We start from the raw sequence: 18,374 nt of genomic DNA, 5'->3' as shown, positions 1-18,374 counted from the left end.
ACTCACACCACCTGGGTGGTCTTCGTCTCAAAGCTCCGGCGGCCGTTCTCGGAGTCGAAGTAGACCAGGGTGACCTCGACCTTGTCGCCCTTGTTGAACTGCTGGTCCACGATGGGCGGTACAAAGACCTTCATCTTGTGGGTCTCGTAGTCGCAGACGAGCTTGTCGCCCTTGACGATGACCGAACCCTCCACCCCCCACGGATGGTTGACGTTGACCGCCCCGGCCACCAGCCAGTCCTTCGAACCCGCGTCACAGGAGTACGTGACGTCCACCTCGACGCCGGGCTTCTTCAACGCGACCTTGCCGGCGCTGAGCGAGTAGGCCTTGGCCGAGGCGGTCGGCGCGACGGCCAGCGCCGTGGCACCGATCATCAAAGCGGCGGCGGCACTTCCGGCGACACGACGGCCGATACGAGATACCTTCATGGCTCTTCCCCCCTGCTTCTCTGCAACATCTGTCAGTTGCGCCCACCGAAAATAACTGACGCAACATCACACCCGTGAGTGGATCTTTATCACACAGGGGTCGGCCAACCATCTCTGGCTTCCCGTCGTACCGACGAGCTCGGCCTGATCCAACTCCTTTACGCCCTGGCGGCGATAGTGTCTGCCCAAAAAATCCGCCGGCCGCCTGGTGGCAGCCTGCCGTCAACGATCTCAAGTTCCTGTACCCGCTCCCGGGTGCCGAACTCCAGGCGGAAATCGCCAAGTTCCCCAACGCCCAGAAGTACATCTGGGCCCAGGAGGAGCCGGCGAACCAGGGCGCCTGGCCGTTCATCGCCCTCAACCTGATCGACCACCTGGACCTGGCGGTCGGCGCCGACGTCCCCGCCCCCGAGCGCCTGCGCCGCATCTCCCGCCCGCACTCGTCGTCCCCGGCGGTCGGCTCGGCGAAGCGCCACCAGGTGGAGCAGACGGCTCTGGTGAACGAGGTGTTCGACGCCTGACGAGGATCCGATCCCGTCAGCCGAACGAGCCGGGGCCCGTTTCGACAGGCAGGCTCTACAAGTCCTTGACCATGTCCCTGACCCAGCCACTCAGCCCGGAGTCGGTGCTGAAGTAGCTGACGGTAGCCCGCACCTTGCTGCCTTTGGCGAACTGCCCCTTGACCGGATCAACATAGACCCGTGCCTTGTGGCTCTCGTGGTCACACGTAACCTTGTTGACGGAGGCCCCGCCGAACGCCCCGCCCGACGACTTGCCGAGCTCGGTGACGTTGACGATCAACCAGTTCACATCGCCGTCGTCGCAGGTGTAGTTGACGTCGACCAGAACGCCCGGCTTCTTCAAGGTCACGTTGTCGACATCCAGCGAGTAGCTCTTGGCAGCGGCGGTCGGCGCGGCGGCCAACGCCGCAGCGCCAATCATCAAAGCAGCAAAGGAGCTTCCGACCGCACGACGGCCCGTACGAGACATCTTCACTATGGTTCCTTCCCCCTGTAACTCCTGTCGGTTGTCGAAACAAACCCTATGTGACACCACGTCAGTTCACGAGGGATTTTCCGTCCTAATCGCCACTCCATGGCCTAGAACCCGCGCGAGATACTGGCTTCCTATGAATACTCCAGACCCTCTTACTACTGAAGACCTCAGCGCCATCCAAGGACGCGCGGACGCCGCGACTCCTGGCCCCTGGCACGTACGGCAACTCGACGACGACTCCGCCATGAACCTTGTCGCAGTCAGCACTGCCCCCGACACCGGGCTCGGGGAGCGCTGGCCGGAATTCGACCACCATGAAATCGTTGCCGCCACTCTGGTGCAGCAGCCTCGCTACGTGGACGTCGTGGACGAACGGTGGGACGAGAACGCGCATTTCATCGCCGGCGCCCGCGAGGACATTCCTCGCCTGATCGCCGAGATCCAGCGCCTCCGCCGTCTCCTCGAAGCCAACGACAGAGCGGTCCATTCCTTTTCCCGAACACCGACCCCTGGAGCCGTGTTGGACGAACACCATCTGACCGCTGTCCACAATGACGGCAGTCAGGAGTCCGTCATCCTCGGAGTCGAGGACTCCGGCACGCCGAGCATTACACTGATCCGCGCCGACGGGACGACTACGACCCACCCGGGCACGAACCTCTTCGAGTGCCTCATAAAAGTCCGCTGTGCACTTGAAGCAGACGGCTTCCTACTCTGCTGCCAGGGGGCTCGACCCACGGTGTTCCCATCGGGAATGGAACGTCAAATGTCGAACGGACGGCTCGCCTACCCATTGCGGCGGGATCCGCCTCTGACCGGCGCCGATCTCGTGGACATCTTCCTGCCTGCCAAACCCTCGACAGTGGGCACAGTGAAGGATCAACGCAGCACAGTGATGCGGTTCTTCGGATTCACGGACAAGGCATGGCCAGGAGGATCGCGGTGAAGGCTCGTATCGTCCGAGTCCTGGCCGACTACGGCTGCTATCCGCTCTGGCTCCCGGACGAGTACGACAACATCCCGCCGGACGACCCTCGACTGGGCTTGTCACCGGACCTGGTCAAAGGCCTGAACGAGTGGGCTGCGGAATACGACAGCATCTTGCATTGGGACGATCCGGCATCGTCCACCTTCCCCTCGGAAGAAGCCGAGAATGCCTTTGCCGAGACGGGCGAGACTCTCGCCAGACGCCTCGCGCAGGAACTCGGACCTGGCTGGAGGGTGCGGTACCACGACGGGAGGACCGGCACGGACCGAGAGATCGCCTGCCCTGCCGACCCCATCGCAGAGTTCCAAAGTATCGCTCAAACAGTCTTGGGCATCGCCGATAAATCGTGCGGCGTTGAGGCTCTCAAGCAAGACTTGGAGCGTGCGCTCGCGGTACTGCGGCGAAACCCCGGCCTGAGACCACAGTTCGAAGCCGAGATTCTCTCCCTGATCGATTCGCTCAGGGAAGGCGTCGTCGAGCTGGTCTCTTTTGTCATGCACGAGTTGCGATGGCCAGATATCGAGCGAGCGATCCTGATCAGGATCTCTGATCCTGGGAGGAATGTCAGCAACCTCAGGCTCTACGAAGCGATGCTGGATTCCTTCTCGGACGGGTGGCGCGATGCCGACCTCTACTCAAGGTTCAGCCGGCAGCCGTCCACCACATGCGGGACAGCCGAACCCAGGGGGAGGTGACCCGGCTCTGAGGGTCCTCGTACGAGACCCTTGCAGCTCAGGGGCTCGGTGGAACTCTTGGTCGTCCCGGCGGCGGGGCGCTACCCCCAGAGAAGGAGCAAGAGACCGGATGCTGGCCGGCGAGCAGTACGAAGAAGAACTGGACTACCTGACCCAGTACGCCAAAACGACTCCCGTCTATTTCACGCCCGTTCGAGACGCGGCCGAGACAGTCGCAGGAAAGGGGAGTACCGAGGCTCAGATCCAGGCGGTGACGCTGAAACTGGTTGACGATCTGTTGGACCGCGGCGTACAGATCGGCGACATGAGCCCTCTCGAAGGTGAAGCAGTGATCCCGTGGAATCTTTCACGCGAACAGACGCTCCGGAAAGTAGCCGAAGGCATGCAGAAATACAAAGATCCACTGGATTTCATCTACATCTGTTGGTTCAGCGCACCCGCCGAGTAAATGTATTCCCTCCCTGAAGCTCTAGGACCTTCAGGGACTCATGACCGAAGGATGATGAGCATCGCGACCACCTCGGCGGGAGAACACAGCAGGTCTAGTGCAGCAGGATAGGTAACCAACAAGGCCCCTTGGATGACGAGTCGAGGTGCAAGACACCTCACTCAACGCCCTTGGGACCTTGCCCATTCTGTTGTCGAACCAATCCACTCATCCAGCGTGCGGACCGATAACGCTCACTGCGACGCTGTCGAACGCATCCAACTGATACTGCGTGTTTGGGGCTGCTGCAGCAGCGAACAGACCTGTTCCGCCCCGGGGAGCGCCTCGTCCCGCTCAGGGACGGGCAACAGCCAGAAGGCGCCAGGCCCTTCCTTCCGACCCGGGTGAGGAACACGCAGATAGCGCAGATGGTCATCGGTACCGACGGCGCTCGTGTTCGGCGCGTCCCATGTCCTGGCGGTCCCTGTCCGGACCAGGACACTGTAGGTGTCCCGCTGCCGTGACACGATCACACCGTGCCCGATGCCTGCGGCACGGAAGGCGTTCTCAAGGACTTCGTCGGTCCTGATCCCGGGAAGCACGCCTTCGACGACGCCGGCCAACAAGTGCACGACGTCGAAACGCCGCCCGATCTCGACGCTGGGCGTCCGCCCCATGGCCCAGGCTTCGTGGATCTCGCCGGGGCGACTGGCGCGGGAAACGAGCCATCGAGCTCCTGCGTGATCGCGGGTCGATGGATGGGGAGTTGTCCTCTCCTTCACGGCCGCACCTCCTCACCGACCAGGGCCACGCGCCAGAACGACGTGACGACGGAACAGTACGAGCGGTGGGAGGGATGGAGGGCGGTGTGCCGAAGCGCCCATACTTCGGGGGCGAGCGGGCCTCCCTCGCTCGTCTTCGACATCTTCCGACAGGTGGCGCACTGGAACTCGTAGAGCGGTGCGCCACTGGCGGCGTCCTGGCTGATCGACCACGCGGCGGCCTCCGCGCCCGGATTGCCGGGATGAAGGCCGGCGGCCGCGGCGGCGAGTGCGGCACGGCGGGTACGGTCCGCGACGCTGCGGCGGGGTACGGGGATCACTCGCTGCCCTCCTCAGGAGGGGCGGGGGTCAGCAGCACGCCCAGTTCCTCCTGGACGCCGCGAGCCTCCTCGTAGGTCAGGACGAGTTCACCGTCCCCCAGGTGAACGCCGTCGTTGATGACCCACAGCGGCAGCGCGATGCGGCCCGCCTCGGTACAGCGCAGGGCTTTACCGGGAAGACGCTCGATCCGCACGCCCTGTGCGGGGTTGGCGGTCACGGGTTTCGCCGTCCGGTGCCTTTCGGTGGTTGTCATGCGACAGACCGTAAGGCGGTCGGACAGGGGCAGCCCGGAAAGGCTTTCCGGGCTGCCCCTGTATCCGAGTCAGGCCGCCGCCAGGACGCCTACGTGCGCGGCGAGTTCGCGCAGCTCACGCCGGTACGTCGGGCGCTCGCGCTTGAGCAGGGCCCCGATCGCGTCACGCACCAGGGGGAAGTACCGGATCTCCTCCGGGCTCGTCTCCCTGATCTTCCGGAGCATGTACAGCGTCGCGTAGTCGTCACCCGTCAGCCGGTTGGCGTGCATCACCTCGACCAGGTACCGGGTCGTACGCTCCAGCGGCAGCACGCCGCCGGGCTCCGGCACCTCCACGTCATCGGCTAGCCGCAACGCCTCGGCGGCGTCGCCTTCTTCGGCCGCCAGGTGCACGGCGTGCATCTTGACGTTCGTCGGGCCGAACGATGTGTGCCAGTCGTTGCGGTCGGTGCCGAGCCGCTCTGCCACCGTGCCCGCCTCGCGCAACAGGTCCCAGGCCACCGGGGCTTTGCCCTGGCGGACCGCCGCGATCACCCCGGCCAAGTGCAGTGCTCCGTACGCGGAGAGGTACTCCGGGCCGGCGTCGTCCCCCGGCCGTACGTGCTCGATGGCCGACCGGGCCAACTCCAGGGAGTCCCCTACCTCGCCGCTCGACGTGAGGATGCCGCAGACGTTCCACGCCGAGGCGGCGATGAGAGTCGGATCCCCGGTGTCGTCGGCGATCTGCATCGCCCGGTCCGCCGCCGTCAGGGACAGTTTCCGCTCGCCGACGCGACGCAGGAATACCTGGTGAAGGTGGAGCAGGGAGATCAGGGAGCGTGGGGCCTCCAGTTCGTCTTCGCTGCCCGTGCTGCGCACGGTCAGATATGCCTCGGCCAGCAAGCCGGGCAGCATTTGCCCGACAGGACCGTACCGCTCCGTCCGCGTCTCGTACACCTGCCATGCCTCGTCGACGCGCCGCGCCAACTCGTCCGCGGTCAAGGGTTCACCGGGAAGCCCGGAGCCGAGGAGTGACGGCGGAGTGTGCAGAGCACGACGGATCGCCGGGACAGCGGGGTGCTCCGGCGAGGACGTCAGTGACAGAGAGATGGCGGGGCCGGTCAGGTCGGCCAGGTCGCGGACGCCCAGGACACGGCCGATGTCGAGGAGCAGGGACAGGCGGTCCACGGGGATCAGGCCACGTTCGACCTTGGACACCCAGTCCTCGGAACGGCCGACGAGCCCGCCCAGAGCCGCCTGCGACTTGCCACTCTTCGTCCTGTAGTGCCTGATCCGCTCGCCGATGCTGAGTTCCGGTACATCGATCATGGACATTCCCCTCGAAGGCATGGGCTCAACTCCCAGCCTAGGGCGTTTCCTTGAGGCTCGCCGAAACTGTTCCACCGCATTCGGCAGGTCTACTGCCGCCGTGGGAGGTTCAGTTGGGTCGACCAGCTCCGCCCTTCAGCCGAATCCGCATGTCCGTTGCGAACTCGACGCGCGGACAGCTCGAGTCCGTCCGGGCCCTTCGCAACCAACAGGTACGCGCGGGCAACCAACCTTTACGCAAGCAAAAAACTTGTATAGAAATGGTCAAGATCGCCAACCGGGGCCATTCGTTTCGACCCGTACAGCCCCGGCCGACGAGGACAACGCACAGCACCATCAGAAAGGCACCACGTGTCTACGGCCATACTGTCACGCACCGCACTGCGCCGCGCCACCGTCACCCTCGCGGGACTCACGGCGGCGAGCGTGCTGTTCACCGCGGGAGCAGCACACGCCGCGGAAGCCGAGGAAGGCGGCAGGGCCGCATCTCTGTCCGTTCAGCAGGACCGGCCCGACGAGTCTCTGACCGCGGAGCAGTTCGACTTCATCAGCAACGGGCTCGGTCCGGAAGCCGAGGCCGAGATCGAGGACGCCATGCGGTCCGGCAAGTCCGGCAAGGAGAGCGGGCGGGTGAAGCGGGCCTTCCCGATCGCGGCCGCCGCGATCGCCGCCGCCGCGTGGTGCGCTCGGGGAGCCGTTGCCAGTGTCCCCACCTCTGTACTGAGCGATGTCGCCGACGGCAAGTTCTCGGGCAAGGGCACTTACGCGAAGAACGCGATCATCGGCTGCCTCGGTGGCGAGATCGGCGGCTGGGCCTGGAAGGTCCTGCCGGGCTGGGTGAAGAACAAGGCCGTCTCCCTCGTCGCGGCCTTCATCATCAAGTACATCCGCTAGGCACTTCTGCGACGGCAGGGGTCGGCAGCCCCTGCCGTCCGGTCCCGATCGGGGCGACATTCCATGATCTACGTCTTGTTTATCGGCTTCGCGCTGTTGGGGCTGGTGTCTCTGCTGGCCGCCGTCACCGGCCGTCGCGGGCTCGTCTGCGACAGGCGGCGCGGGTACGAGGTGCCCGCTGCCGTGGCGGCCGATCCCGAGTTGACGAGGAAGGCCAACGCGCTTGTCGCGTCCTGGTGTGCGAGGGCGGCCATGCTGAGCGTTCCGCCCTTGGTTCCGCTCGTCTTCGCGATGAGCGCCGACGAGCAGCAGCCGTTGTCCCTCACCGCCCTTCTCGCGCTGGCGGGTTATGGCTTCCTGGTCGTCGTCATGGGCCGGTACCCGTTCGAGAGGATCAAACGCATGGGTGGTGGCTCCTGACAGCCGGTGGCTACCGTCCCTCGAACCTGTTCCGTATCGCCTTGGCCAGCTCCACCCTTCCCACGCGCAATGTCAGCGCGTCCCGCCCTGCCAACGGCTTCGCGTACCACGGCAAGCCGAACCGTCGCCAACGAGCAGGCTTGAGCGCCGGCTCCGGCGGTACCGGTACGCCCCACTCCCGGTCCCCCGCCGTCAGCCGAAGGCCGAATTCCCACTCTCCGGCGGTCTCGCACCGCAGCAGCGCCCTGAACGTGCCGTCGGACGAGGAGTTTTCCACCGGCACCGCCCACTCCGCTCCGTGCGGATCCCTGGCGTACACCGTCAGCGCACCCTGCGGCCAACTCGCCAGGGTGCAGCGTCCGTTCACGATCAGCGCGGTCGGATCGTCCGGCGACCACGCAGAGCCGGTGACGCGCAGGTGAGGCAGTACACGGTGGTGGTTTTCGCCGACGTCCAAGGTGAGGTTGCCGTACGGCTTCGTGGTGTAGAGGGCTACAGCCGTCCCCGCATCGGTGACCATCGTGGCCGTCGCAGTCGTGACTGACTCGGCGCGGCTGCTGCCCAGGCGGGCTTCCTTGACGATGCCCCGTGCGTTCACTGCGAGCGAGATGTCCCACAGGCCGGGTGCGAGCGGTGCGAGGTCGATCACGGTGTCATAGCCGGGCAGGTCACCGTCTTCGCCCGCAGCAGGAACCGAAGCCACCGGCAGGCGCAGCTCAGTCTTCGTCCCCCGCTTCCGGAGTACCAGCTCCCTGGTGATGTCGCTCGCCGGTATTCGGTGGATGTACGCGTGCCCCGTGAGGCGCAGCCCCGATCCGTCGATGTCGGCGGTGTCGACACGGTGGCGCATGCGCAGTTCGGATGTGATGTCGTAGCAGTCGTCGGGGATGTTGAGTGTGGAGTCGCGGAAGTACGGATAGAGGGCGTAGGCGCGGCCATTGTCGATATGGACGTCCGGGTCCGTTGTGGTCGTGGGGGCCGAGGTGGTGATCTCGGAGTTCGCCGCACCGCGGTCCAGTTCCCAGCGCACGAGGGTGAGGAGTTCGTCGAGGAGCGCGTGGCGTACGAGGTGGTAGCGGAGCCGGAAGACGGCGGGAAGGCGGGCGGCGAGGCCCCCGGTCCAGTACGGGGCGATCAGGTCGGCCAGTTCACGCAGATACTTGTCCTGGACGCCTCGGTCGGGCTCGCGGCACAACTGGAGTACAGCTTCACGGAGTTCGACGGCGAAGTGGCGGTGCATCAAGGCGTCGCGGTCCGGGCCGGCCGGGACGTGGTCGGCGATGAGCTCGGTCATCGTCCGGAAGAGGTCGATACGCATCCGCGTGCCGTGTTCCTGCGCGGTGATATTGCCTCCGTCCTCCCGTGCGAGCAAGTACAGGCAGTCGTAATCGGCGACCACCGATATCGCGGCGGCCTTGAGATACGCGGTCGCGGTGAACGGCTGGTCCTCGCCTATCGACAGGCCCGTGTCGAAGCGGAGTTGATGCCGTTCGACCAGCTCGCGCCGGAACAGCTTCCAGGGACCGAGTGTCCAGTACACGCGGGAGGTGAAGACGTCCGTCTTCGGCTGGTTGCGCCGGAACATCGACTGGGGGACACGGCGGCCGCCCTCCCCCACGATGCGCCCGAGGACGACGTCGGATCCGTTCGCGTCCGCTGCCGCGACCATGCGCTCCAGGGCCTCGGGACCGAGGCGGTCGCCGGCGTCGAGGAAGAAGACGTACCGCCCGGTAGCGTGACCGATGCCACGGTTGCGCGGGGCGGCGGGTCCGCCGGAGTTCGGCTGGTGGATGACGTGCATCTGCGACGCCTGCGCCGCCAAGCGGTCGAGCTCGGCTGCCGTACCGTCCGTGGAGCCGTCGTCGACCACGATCACCTCGACGCGCTCCCCGCCCAGGGACTGGTCGAGGACCGACCGGACAGTTCGGGTCACATACGGCATGGCGTTGTACGCGGCGATGATGACCGTGACGTCCGGCGCAGGCATGGCGGGGTGCTCCGTTTTCAAAGTTCAGGGGCGTTAGTAAAGGGTAGGTCATGGCCATGCGCGACCAATGGGCGACTTCATACGGAACGCCCTGATCCGGGCCGACACCGCACGGATCAGGGACACCCTCCGGTAGAAGGAGAGCAGTGCGGCATCGCGATCGATACGACCCGTGATCACGTTGCCCGCCAAGGGGACCTTCGTCGTCGAGTGACGCGGAGCGTCAGGCGAGCACGTGCGTGACGACCCCGTCCGCGATCGCGCTTCCGCTCTCGCGGATGAGGAGGGGCAGGCCCGGCTCCAGGGCTACGGGCTCGAACAGGCGGGCCATCAGGGTGGCGGGGCCGGGGGACGGCCACTCCAGGTCCTGGCCGTCCCGGTGGAGCGTGAGGACCTTGCCGGAGGTTTCGACGTAGCCCAGGTGGAACACGTGCTTGCGGGCCTGGGGGAAGATGATCGGGCGGCCGACTTCTTCTTCCGTGCGGATGTATATCTCCGCCTTGAAGTCGGTGTACGGGGCTATCGAGCCGGGTGTGGCGAGGACTTGGCCGCGTTGGAAGTCCTCTCGGGTCAACCCGGGGAACTCCAGGGCGACATTGCGGCCGGGCTCGGCTCGGCCGACTTGTTGCCAGAACGCGTCGATGCTGCCGACCACAGCGGTTCGCGTCTTCCCCAGGCCGACGATCTCGACCTGCTCGCCCACCTCGACGACGCCACGGCACACTCGGCCAGTGACCACGAAACGCCGCCCCATCCACCTGTAGTGGATGGTGTCCTCGACCATGATGAGCAAGGGCGCGTCGATGTCTCCGTACGCGGGCAGGCCGGTCGATCGCCAGGGCTCCTCGTTGGTCATCCCGGGAATCTAGCCCAGGTACGGCTCGAAGTCCCAGTACGGGCGAGTACGTTGCCGGGCCGACATCGCGTGCGGGTGTTGGGCGCCCAGGGTGCGGGCCAAGCGTTGCAAGGCGTCCTCCTCCACCTTGCCCGCTTCCTCGTGTTCACGGAGAGCGCGCAAGTCGGCCGCCAGGGCCACCTCGCAGGAGAGGGTGAAGGGGTGGTCCTGGCCCAGGATCAGGCGGGAGCGGCGCAGCGTGTCGCGGCTCAGGTCCATGGCGCTTTCCAGGCGGCCGGTGAAGTTGCGGCCCGCCGCGGCGTTCAGGGCGCAGCCCAGGACCCAGGGGTGGTCAGGGCCCAGGGAAGCCGTGAGGCCGGCCAGGGCTGCTTCGAACATGGTGAGGGCTTCGGCGCGTTCGCCTGCCGCCTGGAGGACCAGGCCCGTGTTGGAGAGCATGCCGGTGCTCACGGGGTGGGCGGGGCCCAGGAGGGTGCGGTAGCCGCTCTCGCCCTCCTCGATCAGCTCGCGAGCCTGGTGCAGGTCGCCGTGTTCGCGGCAGTAGTTGCCGTAGTCGACGACCAGGGCCAGCGTCTCGTAGTGGCCGCGGCCGTGGACCTGTTCCATCTGCTCCAGCAGGGTGGCCATCGCGGCGCCGATGTCGTACGGGATGCCGGCGCGGCGCTGGGAGAGGACGAGGTTGTGGCGGGCGCGCAGGGTGCGGGGGTTGTTGGGGCCGAGGATCTGGATCTGGAGGCGTACGCCCAACTCCTGGCGGGCCAGGGCGTCCTGGTAGCGGCCCATCAGGCGGAGGTCCCGGGCGCAGGCGATGCCGGACATGAGGGTGGCCGCGTGGCGGGCGCGGAGCAGGCTCTCGCGGGTGCGGAGGGTTTCGAGGTCGATCTCGTAGGCCTCGGCGTAGCGGCCCAGCAGGCGCAGGCCTACGCCCAGGTTGTGCTGGGCGAGGAGGGTCGTGTAGTCCTCGGGGCCGAGGAGTTCGAGGGCGGAGTCGAGGACTTCGCGCTGCATGCGGAGGGCCTCGGTGAACTGGCCGAGGAAGCGCTGGTCGGCGGCGAGGCAGCTGGTGGCCGTCATCAGGCTCGTCGCGTCGGCGTCGGGGAGGGCGCGGAGGCGGTCCAGCGTCGCGCGGTCGAGTTCGTAGGCGTCGCGGAAGCGGCCGTAGGAGCGGAGGATGTTGCCCTGCTGGACGGTGAGTTCCAGCATGCGGGGGTGTTCCGGCGGGAACAGGTCCGTCCAGCGGGTGCGGATCTGTTCGGCCAGGGTGGCGCCCGTGCGGAACTCGCCGCTGTGCCAGCAGTAGCGCAGCATGTTGAGGGCGGTTTCCTGGACCTTGTAGTCGTGGCTGCCGAGGGCGCCGGACGGTTCCAGGTGGGGCAGGAGCTCGGCGTAGCGGGGCCAGAGGCGGCTGTCCTGGGGGTTGCCGGGGTCGGCGGCGGCGATCATGCGGCGCACGATGCGGCGGTAGAGCTGGCGGTCGGAGGGGGAGGAGAGGCGGATGACGATGTCGTGGACGAGGCGGTGCATGTGCACCGACTCCTGCTCCGGGCCCGGGTCGTTGGACTGGGTGGTGCGGAGGTCGCGCGTCTCGCGGGTGAAGACGGAGTAGTTGACCAGGGTGTCGAGGGCGCGGGTCCAGGAGGGGAGGTCGGAGATCAGCCAGCCCAGGTGCTCGGGGAGTTGGGCGGGGGGCATGACGCGGATGAGGCCGATGGGGATACGGCCCGCGCCGAACGCCGTGCAGAGGGTGAGGAGTTCGACGGCGTGGGGCTGGGTCTCGCGGAGGCGGTTGATCAGTATCGACCAGGAGGTGAGGGAGGAGCGGGGGATGTCGGTGAAGTCCCCCTGGGGCTCGACACCCGACAGTTCGCCCTCGCGGACCATGCGGAGGTAGTCGGAGACCTCCATGTCGGATTCGCCCAGCCAGGCGGCGGCCTGGACGAGGGCGATGGGGATGTCGCCGAGTTCGGTCGACACCTCGTCGGCCTGGTCGGCGGTGAGGCGGGGCGCGCGGCGCATCAGATAGCCGGTGCTCTCGTGGCGCTGGAAGCCGGGGACGTCGAGGACGGTGGCGCCCGCCCGGTCCCAGCTGCGGTTGCGGGAGGTGATCAGGACGTGGCCCTGGCCGGCGGGCAGCAGTTCGTCGGCGATGTCGGTGTCGTCCCAGCCGTCGAAGATGATCAGCCAGCGGCCGTACGGCTCGCCGCGGCGCAGCGCCTCGCGGACGGCGCGGATCCGCTCGCCGGGCTCGGAGCCGGCGTCGAGCCCCAGTTCGGGGGCGAGTTCGCCGAAGCGCTCGCGCTGGGTGCCGCGGGTGTCGGAGTTGACCCACCAGACCACGTCGTAGTCGGAGCTGAACCGGTGCGCGTACTCCGCTGCCATCTGGGTCTTGCCGATGCCGGACATGCCGAGGAGGGCGCAGACCGCGGTGCCGTGGTCGGCCTCGGTGAAGTGCTCCTGGAGCCGGTTGAGGAGGTCGTCACGGCCGGTGAAGCGGCGGTTGCGGCGGGGGACGTCGCCCCAGACGGCGGGCGGGTCGTTGGGGTAGCGGGAGCCGGGGCCGGCCGGCAGGGGGCGGCGGGGCGGGCCCTCGGGGAGCTGGAGCCGGGCGAGGAGGCGGCGCTCGGCCTCCTGGGCGCCGACGCCCCACAGGTCGACCGGCTCCAGGACGGCGGTGGCGGGGAGCAGGACGCGATTGGTGAGGTTGACGGCGGCGAACCGCTCGGCGTGGGTGTTGACGATGCCCCGGAGCGCGTCGTTCCACTCGCCCTCGCGGCGCGGGCCGAGTTCGAAGAACCAGTCGCTGAGGACGAGGAGGATCCGCCCGGAGGCGAGGAGGAGGTCGCCGAGGGCGTCCTCCAGGGGGACCTCGCGGGGCGGGTCCCAGCGCTGGAGAGTGACGCGGTGGCCGTGGCTCTCCAGCCGGTGGGCGATCCAGGTGGCCCAGGGCCGGTAGTAGCCGGCGAAGACCACGACGAAATGCTCGCCGACCCGGTCCTGTGCGCCCCCGCCGACCTGATACCGCTGCGTGTTCATGCGCGTCCCTCGTTCCGCCACCACTGAAGTCGTCACCACTGAGTCGTCATCACTGAGTCGTCATCACTGACGTCGTCATTACGAAATCGTCATCACGGAGTCGTCACCACCGGCGTCGACATCACTGTACGTCATGCGACTGTCACGCACCGCTCGGCGGGGATGTCACCCCGGCTGCCCGAGCGCCGCGAGGAGCCGCTCCATCCCTCCGGCGAACTCCCGGCCCGCGGGAGTCAGTTCACTGGATTCAAGCAGGATGGGGACCGCTTCCGCGACCTGCCGGCGGTAGGAATCGCGGCGTTCGGCCGCGTCGCGCCGGGCCGGGGGCGGCAGGGCGGGGCCGCGGACCGCCCGGTCCCAGAAGTCGGCCAGGGCGAGGTGGGCGTAGGTGCCCTGGAGGACGCCGGCCAGCGGGCGGGGGTCGGGCCGCCAGGCCACCTTGTGGAGGGCCTCGGGGCCCGCGCCGTGCAGCGGGAGGAGGTCGTGCAGGACGGCCAGCTTGCTGTGCTGGGTCTCGTGGACGAGCACCTCGGCGAGGTCGGCCGCGGTGGGCGGGAGGGTGGCCAGGACGGCGCCGGGCGCGGCCCGGTAGGTGGCACTCACCTTGAGGCCGGGGTCGTCCGGCGGGCCCGCGACGGGCACCAGGCAGCGCAGCAGCGCGGTCGTCTCGGCGGCACGGTGCGGGTCGGTGGCGCGCAGCAGGGCGAGGGCGGCGCGCCAGCGCCGGGTCCAGGTGCGGCAGTCGGTCCCCTCGCGGCCCGCGGGGGGCAGGGCGGCCCGGCCGACGCCGCCGGGCGGGGCGCGGTAGGGGTCGAGGTCGTCGAGGAGGGCGTCGGCGCCGGGGAGGCGGCGCAGACCGCGCCAGCCCCGGCCCGCCCCGGTGACGCGGCCGGCCGAGCGCAGCAGGACGGCCGGACGGAGAGAACCGGGGCCGGTGAGGCGGGCGGTACGGGAGCGGGCGGTGAGGCGGACGAGGGGGCGGCCGGTCTCCAGCAGGCCGATGCCGGGAAGGGCCAGGACCCCGGCGGGGGTGGCCAGTTCGACGGTGAAGCCGGCGCCCGAGCGCAGGGCGGCGGCCGCGGCGACGGCGCCGAAGTGGCCTAGCTCGCCGACGAGCGGCGGCCCGGCGGGCGCGGCGAGGGCGCGGGCGAGCCAGGTGCCGACGGCGGGGTAGTCGAGGGTGTCGCGGACGGAGGGCGCGTGCCGGGCCTCGGCGCGCTCCAGCAACCGCCAGTGCGCCTCGAAGCGTTCACGGGTGCGGGCGGGCACCGCGCCGGGCTGCCGCTCCAGACGGGTGAGCAGGGACTTGAGCAGCACCAGGCGTCTGCCGTGCAGGGCGCTCCGCAGCAGGACGAGGTCCTCGGGGGCGGCCCGGGTCCGGGCGAGCCGGGCCAGGGCGGACGGCGGGACGCGCTGCGGGACGAGGGCCCCACCGGAGGCACGGGTCACGGTTGGTGGCCGCCCGGGACTTCCCGGCGGCCGCCCTGGGCCCCGCTGGAGTACCAGGTCTCGGCCAGCTCGTCCGGGTGCAGCAGGACGCTGTCGGCCGCGGCCGACAGGCACGGGTCGTCGAGCGCGCGCAGACCGCGCAGACGGACGCCGGTGAGGTCGGGCAGCGGGGGCGCCGGGGCGGCCGGACCGCCGTCGGCCGGGGAGGCGTTCTCCCCTCCGCCCGCGGGCGAAGGCCCCTTCGACGGCCCCTTCAATGGCCCCTTCGATGGCCCTTTCAAGGGCCCCTTCGTCGGAAAGCCGATGGGCACTCTCTTCTCCTCCCTTCCGCCGGAATCCCCGCTCAACAGCCGTGCGCGGCTGCTCGGTTCTTCCCGGGCACCGTTATCCGGAAACCCGTTCGGGCCTCGTGAGGATCGGCCGCGGCCCGTTCCGTACCGCCCTCGTTCATCCGCCGGACAGCCGCGCCACCCCTTCCCGGGTCTGCCGGACCTCGTCCCAGGGGACGTCCGCGAGCCGGGCCGTCAGGTCGCGCCACTCCCCCGCCGCGGTCCGGTACAGGGCGAGCGCCTGGCGCCGCAGGCCCATGCGTTCCAGGGCGTCCCCGTAGCGGTGCGCGGCGCGGGCGGCGACGACCGAGCCGGACTCCCCGCCGGCGGCCTCGCGGGCCTCCTCGACGGCGGCGGTGAACGCGTCGGCCGCGTCCGAGAGCGGGACGCCCGGCGCCCGTTCGCGCAACGCGAGCCGGGCGGTGCCCAGTTCGAGCCAGGACTCGGCGCGGGTGGCCGCGTCGGGGGCGCGGCGGGCGGCCTGCTCCAGCAGGTGACAGCTCTCGTAGAGGTCGGGCAGGAAGCCCAGCCGTTCGTAGCGCAGCACCAGGGCGCGGCCGAGCAGGAGTTGCAGGCGCGGGCGTTCGGGCGCGCGCCCCGGGCTCACGGCGTACGCCTCGCGCAGCACGGCCTCCGCCCTGGAGACCGTCCCACTGCCGCGCCCGCCCTCCGCCTGCGCGCGCTCCAGCAGCGAGGCGCCCCACTCGCCGAGCAGGGCGCAGCGCCGGGGGCTGTCCCGGCCGGTGAGGGAGACGGCGGCGGTGTACGCGGCGTCGGCGGCGGGTCCGTCGCCCGCGGCGGTGTGCACGCGGGCCTGTTCGGCGCGGGCGTGCAGCAGCTGGAGGTCGTCGGCGGCGGTCAGTTCGGCGCGGTCGAGGACGGGGAGCGCCTCGGAGGCGGGGGCGCCCGCGCGCCGCAGGGCCCGGGCGAGGTCCAGGAGGGCGGCGCTGCGGCGGGCGTAGGGGGCGTCCTCGGCCTCCAGGAGGTCGCAGGCGGCGCGCAGTTCGGCGACGGCCTCGGCGAGCAGGGCCTGCGCGGCGGGGGCCGGCCCGGCGGGAGTCTCCGCGCCGGCGAGCGCGAGCAGCACCCGGCCCAGGTGCAGCCTGCGGGGGGCGCCGGTGGCGGGCAGGGAGCGCAGGACGCCCTCGGCGGCGCGGAGTTCGTCCGCATCGCCACTGTCGTGCCAGCGGTCCCAGTGGGCGGCGGCGAGCTCCAGGCCGACGGCGGTGTGCCGGGGGGCGTCCTCGTCGGCAGGCGTCTCCCGGGCCGGGCCCGGCGCCCCGTGCGCATAGGCCTCCGCCAGCAACGCGACCGCCTCGTCCAGCAGTTCGCGCCGCCGCGGCGCGTCCGCGCGGACGGACTCCGTGCCGGCGAGGGCCCGCAGGACGCCGCCGAGGACGAGCCGGGCGCGGACGCCCTCGCCGTCCGGCTCCCCGCCCGGTCCGCCCGCGGCGAGCGGGGCGGCCAGCTCCCGGGCCTGCTGGAGGAGTTGGGGATCGCCCTGGTCGTGCCAGAGCTCCAGCAGCAGCTCCGCCTCGGCGAGGGGGCCGGGCTCGGCCTGCGGGGGCCGGTACCAGCGCACGACCCGGGCGGGGACCTGGGCGAACAGCTCCGGCTCCGGGGAGGGGCCCTCGGGGGCGCGGGCGGCGCCGGGCGCCGGGGGGAGCCCGGCGAGCCGGGCGACGGCGAGCGCCGAGAAGTTGCGGGCGCCCTTGCCGAAGTGCCGCTCCACATAGTCGGAGCAGTGCTTGAGGACGAGGGCGGCCTCGCTCCGGTCGAGGGACTGGAGCAGCAGCTCGCGGACGCCGTCGGCGAACTCGTACCACGGCCCGCTGTCGTCACCGGTGCCCGCCGGGGCAGGCGTCCGCCACAGCAGCCCGCCGAGCAGCACCTCGGCCAGCTCCATGGGCCCGGTGTCGGGCAGCATGGCGCGCTGCACCAGCTGCATCACCGGCAGCGCCAGGGGAACGGCCGCCAGGTGCACGGCCAGCCGCAGGGCGCCGGGCGAGGCCGAGGCCCGGAAGGCCGTCAGCCGGGCGTCGGCGCCGGGGCCCGGGCCGTCGTCGCCGGGCGGGACGGGGCGGGACGGGTGGTCCGGACGCAGCAGGCCGGCCGCGCCGTGGACGGTGGTGCGCCCGGGGCCGGACAGCAGCCGGGCCCAGGCGCCCAGCGCCTCGCGGACGGGCAGCAGGACGGGCACGGGCAGGGCGCCGGGCGGGGGCGGCGGCCCGAAGCCGTCGGGCTCGAAGCCCAGCCGGCCGCCGGCCACCGGGTCGCGGGTGAGCAGGCCGGGCTCGGCGGGGAGCGCGGTGCGCGGCCAGAGCCGGGGCGGCAGCGGCTGGACGACGGCGACGGGGGCGGTCAGCGACCAGCGGTGGAGCAGCCGTTGGGCCCGCCCCTCCTGCCACAGGGGGCCCACACAGTCGCTGAGGACGAGGGTGAGGCGGCGCCCGGTGGGGTCGAGGAACTGCTCGGCGGGGCGCGGGCGCGGCCGGGCGCCCCGGGCCGCGGAGGGGCCGATCAGCGGCGTGCCGTCCGCGGCGCGGTGCAGATAGCCGACCCGGACGTCACGGAAGACGCCCAACTGGGCGCAGATCTGCTCCATTTCGTCCAGCGTCCGCTCCCAGACGACCATGGAAGGAGAGGCGTCCATCAACAGCTGCATGGCGGCAGACTGCCCGCGGCCGCGGTGGTAGACGGGGTGCACCACGCCGGTGCGGGCGGCCCGGTCGGCGGTGGTGTCCTCGTCGAGCGGGCCGCGGGCGGGCGCGGCCAGCGAGCGGTAGCCGCGCAGCGGCCGCAGGGCGCGCTGGAGGCCGAGCAGGCCGGGCAGCGAGGCCGCGGTGGGCACCCGGACGGGGAAGCCCTCCACCGGCCCGCCGGCGGCCTCCTCGGGCCGCGGGCGCGGCATCGTCCGGACGGCCACGGACGCGGGCGCGGGCGAGCGTCCGCGGTCCCCGGACAGCCGCCGGGGCGCGGCGCGCCGGCCGGCCGCGGGCACGGCGGAAGGGGGAACGGCGGCCCGTAACACCGGGTCGGGACCGGTGTCACCGGCCGGGACGGATACCCCGGCCTCCCCGGGCCCCGGGGTCATCCGGCGGGCCAGCCACACCGCGTCGGCTATCTCCTCGGCGGTGAGGTCGGGCGCGGCCGACCGCAGACGGGCGACCAGTTCCTCCAGCCACGGCTCGGGGGGCGCCGTCATCGC

General features: G+C 70.3%; 17 protein-coding genes and 1 pseudogene. 6 read left to right on the top strand and 12 right to left on the bottom strand.

Annotated elements, in window-relative coordinates; translation table 11 throughout:
- Positions 1–2: 2 nt before the first annotated feature.
- Positions 3–428, bottom strand: a complete 426-nt coding sequence (locus AB8735_RS25260; protein WP_372409557.1) for a hypothetical protein — start codon at positions 426–428, stop codon at positions 3–5.
- 230 nt (positions 429–658) lie between these two features.
- On the opposite strand from AB8735_RS25260, the pseudogene AB8735_RS25255 reads away from it, so the two are divergent.
- A pseudogene (locus AB8735_RS25255) lies at positions 659–949 on the top strand (hypothetical protein); the annotation flags it as partial.
- Between the two features lie 55 nt (positions 950–1,004).
- Here the strand turns inward: AB8735_RS25255 and AB8735_RS25250 are convergent.
- The gene (locus AB8735_RS25250; RefSeq protein WP_372409555.1) at positions 1,005–1,424 is read right to left on the bottom strand and encodes a hypothetical protein; all 420 of its coding nucleotides are present in this window, start codon (positions 1,422–1,424) and stop codon (positions 1,005–1,007) included.
- A 244-nt stretch (positions 1,425–1,668) separates the two neighbouring features.
- Between AB8735_RS25250 and AB8735_RS25245 the strand changes: the two genes are divergently transcribed.
- The 3 genes from AB8735_RS25245 (at position 1,669) to AB8735_RS25235 (ending at position 3,555) form a co-directional block, all read left to right on the top strand.
- Positions 1,669–2,370, top strand: a complete 702-nt coding sequence (locus tag AB8735_RS25245; RefSeq protein ID WP_372409554.1) for a hypothetical protein — start codon at positions 1,669–1,671, stop codon at positions 2,368–2,370.
- Positions 2,349–3,107, top strand: coding sequence for a hypothetical protein (locus tag AB8735_RS25240; RefSeq protein ID WP_372409553.1), 759 nt, complete (start codon positions 2,349–2,351; stop codon positions 3,105–3,107). Before AB8735_RS25245 ends, AB8735_RS25240 begins: the two co-directional genes overlap by 22 nt.
- A 109-nt stretch (positions 3,108–3,216) precedes the next feature.
- Positions 3,217–3,555 carry a hypothetical protein gene (locus tag AB8735_RS25235; protein WP_372409551.1) on the top strand — a complete coding sequence of 113 codons (339 nt, stop codon included), beginning with the start codon at positions 3,217–3,219 and terminating at the stop codon, positions 3,553–3,555.
- Between the two features lie 233 nt (positions 3,556–3,788).
- Here AB8735_RS25235 and AB8735_RS25230 read toward each other — a convergent pair whose 3' ends face one another.
- From AB8735_RS25230 to AB8735_RS25215, 4 genes are all read right to left on the bottom strand, one after another.
- Entirely contained in the window at positions 3,789–4,316 is a 528-nt protein-coding gene (locus AB8735_RS25230; protein ID WP_372409550.1) for a hypothetical protein, read from the bottom strand.
- Positions 4,313–4,636, bottom strand: a complete 324-nt coding sequence (locus AB8735_RS25225) for a hypothetical protein (protein ID WP_372409549.1) — start codon at positions 4,634–4,636, stop codon at positions 4,313–4,315. The genes AB8735_RS25230 and AB8735_RS25225 overlap by 4 nt, the downstream gene beginning before the upstream one ends.
- On the bottom strand, positions 4,633–4,890 hold the full coding sequence (locus AB8735_RS25220; RefSeq protein WP_372409548.1) for a hypothetical protein: 258 nt from the start codon (positions 4,888–4,890) through the stop codon (positions 4,633–4,635). The genes AB8735_RS25225 and AB8735_RS25220 overlap by 4 nt, the downstream gene beginning before the upstream one ends.
- Positions 4,891–4,959: 69 nt before the next feature.
- Positions 4,960–6,198 carry a helix-turn-helix domain-containing protein gene (locus tag AB8735_RS25215; RefSeq protein WP_372409546.1) on the bottom strand — a complete coding sequence of 413 codons (1,239 nt, stop codon included), beginning with the start codon at positions 6,196–6,198 and terminating at the stop codon, positions 4,960–4,962.
- A gap of 351 nt (positions 6,199–6,549) precedes the next feature.
- Here AB8735_RS25215 and AB8735_RS25210 point away from each other — a divergent pair, with 351 nt between their 5' ends.
- Together AB8735_RS25210 and AB8735_RS25205 are read left to right on the top strand one after the other, a co-directional pair.
- Positions 6,550–7,092 (top strand): hypothetical protein, encoded by a 543-nt coding sequence (locus AB8735_RS25210; protein ID WP_372409545.1) that lies wholly within the window; start codon positions 6,550–6,552, stop codon positions 7,090–7,092.
- Positions 7,093–7,155: 63 nt separating this feature from the next.
- Positions 7,156–7,512, top strand: a complete 357-nt coding sequence (locus AB8735_RS25205) for a hypothetical protein (protein ID WP_372409544.1) — start codon at positions 7,156–7,158, stop codon at positions 7,510–7,512.
- 10 nt (positions 7,513–7,522) lie between these two features.
- Here the strand turns inward: AB8735_RS25205 and AB8735_RS25200 are convergent, their stop codons facing one another.
- From AB8735_RS25200 to AB8735_RS25175, 6 genes are all read right to left on the bottom strand, one after another.
- A complete protein-coding gene (locus AB8735_RS25200) occupies positions 7,523–9,499 on the bottom strand; it encodes a glycosyltransferase family 2 protein (RefSeq protein WP_372409543.1) in 1,977 nt (658 codons plus the stop codon).
- 223 nt (positions 9,500–9,722) lie between these two features.
- A complete protein-coding gene (locus AB8735_RS25195; RefSeq protein WP_372409541.1) occupies positions 9,723–10,355 on the bottom strand; it encodes an EF-Tu/IF-2/RF-3 family GTPase in 633 nt (210 codons plus the stop codon).
- Positions 10,356–10,364: 9 nt separating this feature from the next.
- Positions 10,365–13,388 (bottom strand): FxSxx-COOH system tetratricopeptide repeat protein, encoded by a 3,024-nt coding sequence (gene fxsT, locus AB8735_RS25190; RefSeq protein ID WP_372409538.1) that lies wholly within the window; start codon positions 13,386–13,388, stop codon positions 10,365–10,367.
- 165 nt (positions 13,389–13,553) lie between these two features.
- Positions 13,554–14,837, bottom strand: a complete 1,284-nt coding sequence (locus AB8735_RS25185; protein WP_372409536.1) for an HEXXH motif-containing putative peptide modification protein — start codon at positions 14,835–14,837, stop codon at positions 13,554–13,556.
- Positions 14,834–15,094 carry a hypothetical protein gene (locus AB8735_RS25180; protein ID WP_372409534.1) on the bottom strand — a complete coding sequence of 87 codons (261 nt, stop codon included), beginning with the start codon at positions 15,092–15,094 and terminating at the stop codon, positions 14,834–14,836. The genes AB8735_RS25185 and AB8735_RS25180 overlap by 4 nt, the downstream gene beginning before the upstream one ends.
- Before the next feature lie 190 nt (positions 15,095–15,284).
- Complete coding sequence (locus AB8735_RS25175; RefSeq protein WP_372409532.1) at positions 15,285–18,371, bottom strand: SAV_2336 N-terminal domain-related protein; 3,087 nt, start codon at positions 18,369–18,371, stop codon at positions 15,285–15,287.
- Between the last annotated feature and the right edge of the window lie 3 nt (positions 18,372–18,374).

Source organism: Streptomyces luteireticuli (assembly GCF_041519305.1).
GTDB classification, from domain to species: domain Bacteria; phylum Actinomycetota; class Actinomycetes; order Streptomycetales; family Streptomycetaceae; genus Streptomyces; species Streptomyces luteireticuli.
The sequence above is the reverse complement of the archived record's forward strand: the minus strand, read 5'-3'. Positions and strand labels throughout refer to the sequence as shown.

Excerpts from the sequence above, each read along its gene's own strand:
- AB8735_RS25260 (WP_372409557.1), bottom strand. The coding sequence starts at position 428 with ATGAAGGTATCTCGTATCGGCCGTCGTGTCGCCGGAAGTGCCGCCGCC.
- AB8735_RS25245 (WP_372409554.1), top strand. The coding sequence starts at position 1,669 with ATGAACCTTGTCGCAGTCAGCACTGCCCCCGACACCGGGCTCGGGGAG.
- AB8735_RS25240 (WP_372409553.1), top strand. The coding sequence starts at position 2,349 with ATGGCCAGGAGGATCGCGGTGAAGGCTCGTATCGTCCGAGTCCTGGCC.
- AB8735_RS25235 (WP_372409551.1), top strand. The coding sequence starts at position 3,217 with ATGCTGGCCGGCGAGCAGTACGAAGAAGAACTGGACTACCTGACCCAG.
- AB8735_RS25220 (WP_372409548.1), bottom strand. The coding sequence starts at position 4,890 with ATGACAACCACCGAAAGGCACCGGACGGCGAAACCCGTGACCGCCAAC.
- AB8735_RS25215 (WP_372409546.1), bottom strand. The coding sequence starts at position 6,198 with ATGATCGATGTACCGGAACTCAGCATCGGCGAGCGGATCAGGCACTAC.
- AB8735_RS25205 (WP_372409544.1), top strand. The coding sequence starts at position 7,156 with ATGATCTACGTCTTGTTTATCGGCTTCGCGCTGTTGGGGCTGGTGTCT.
- AB8735_RS25200 (WP_372409543.1), bottom strand. The coding sequence starts at position 9,499 with ATGCCTGCGCCGGACGTCACGGTCATCATCGCCGCGTACAACGCCATG.
- AB8735_RS25195 (WP_372409541.1), bottom strand. The coding sequence starts at position 10,355 with ATGACCAACGAGGAGCCCTGGCGATCGACCGGCCTGCCCGCGTACGGA.
- fxsT (WP_372409538.1), bottom strand. The coding sequence starts at position 13,388 with ATGAACACGCAGCGGTATCAGGTCGGCGGGGGCGCACAGGACCGGGTC.
- AB8735_RS25175 (WP_372409532.1), bottom strand. The coding sequence starts at position 18,371 with ATGACGGCGCCCCCCGAGCCGTGGCTGGAGGAACTGGTCGCCCGTCTG.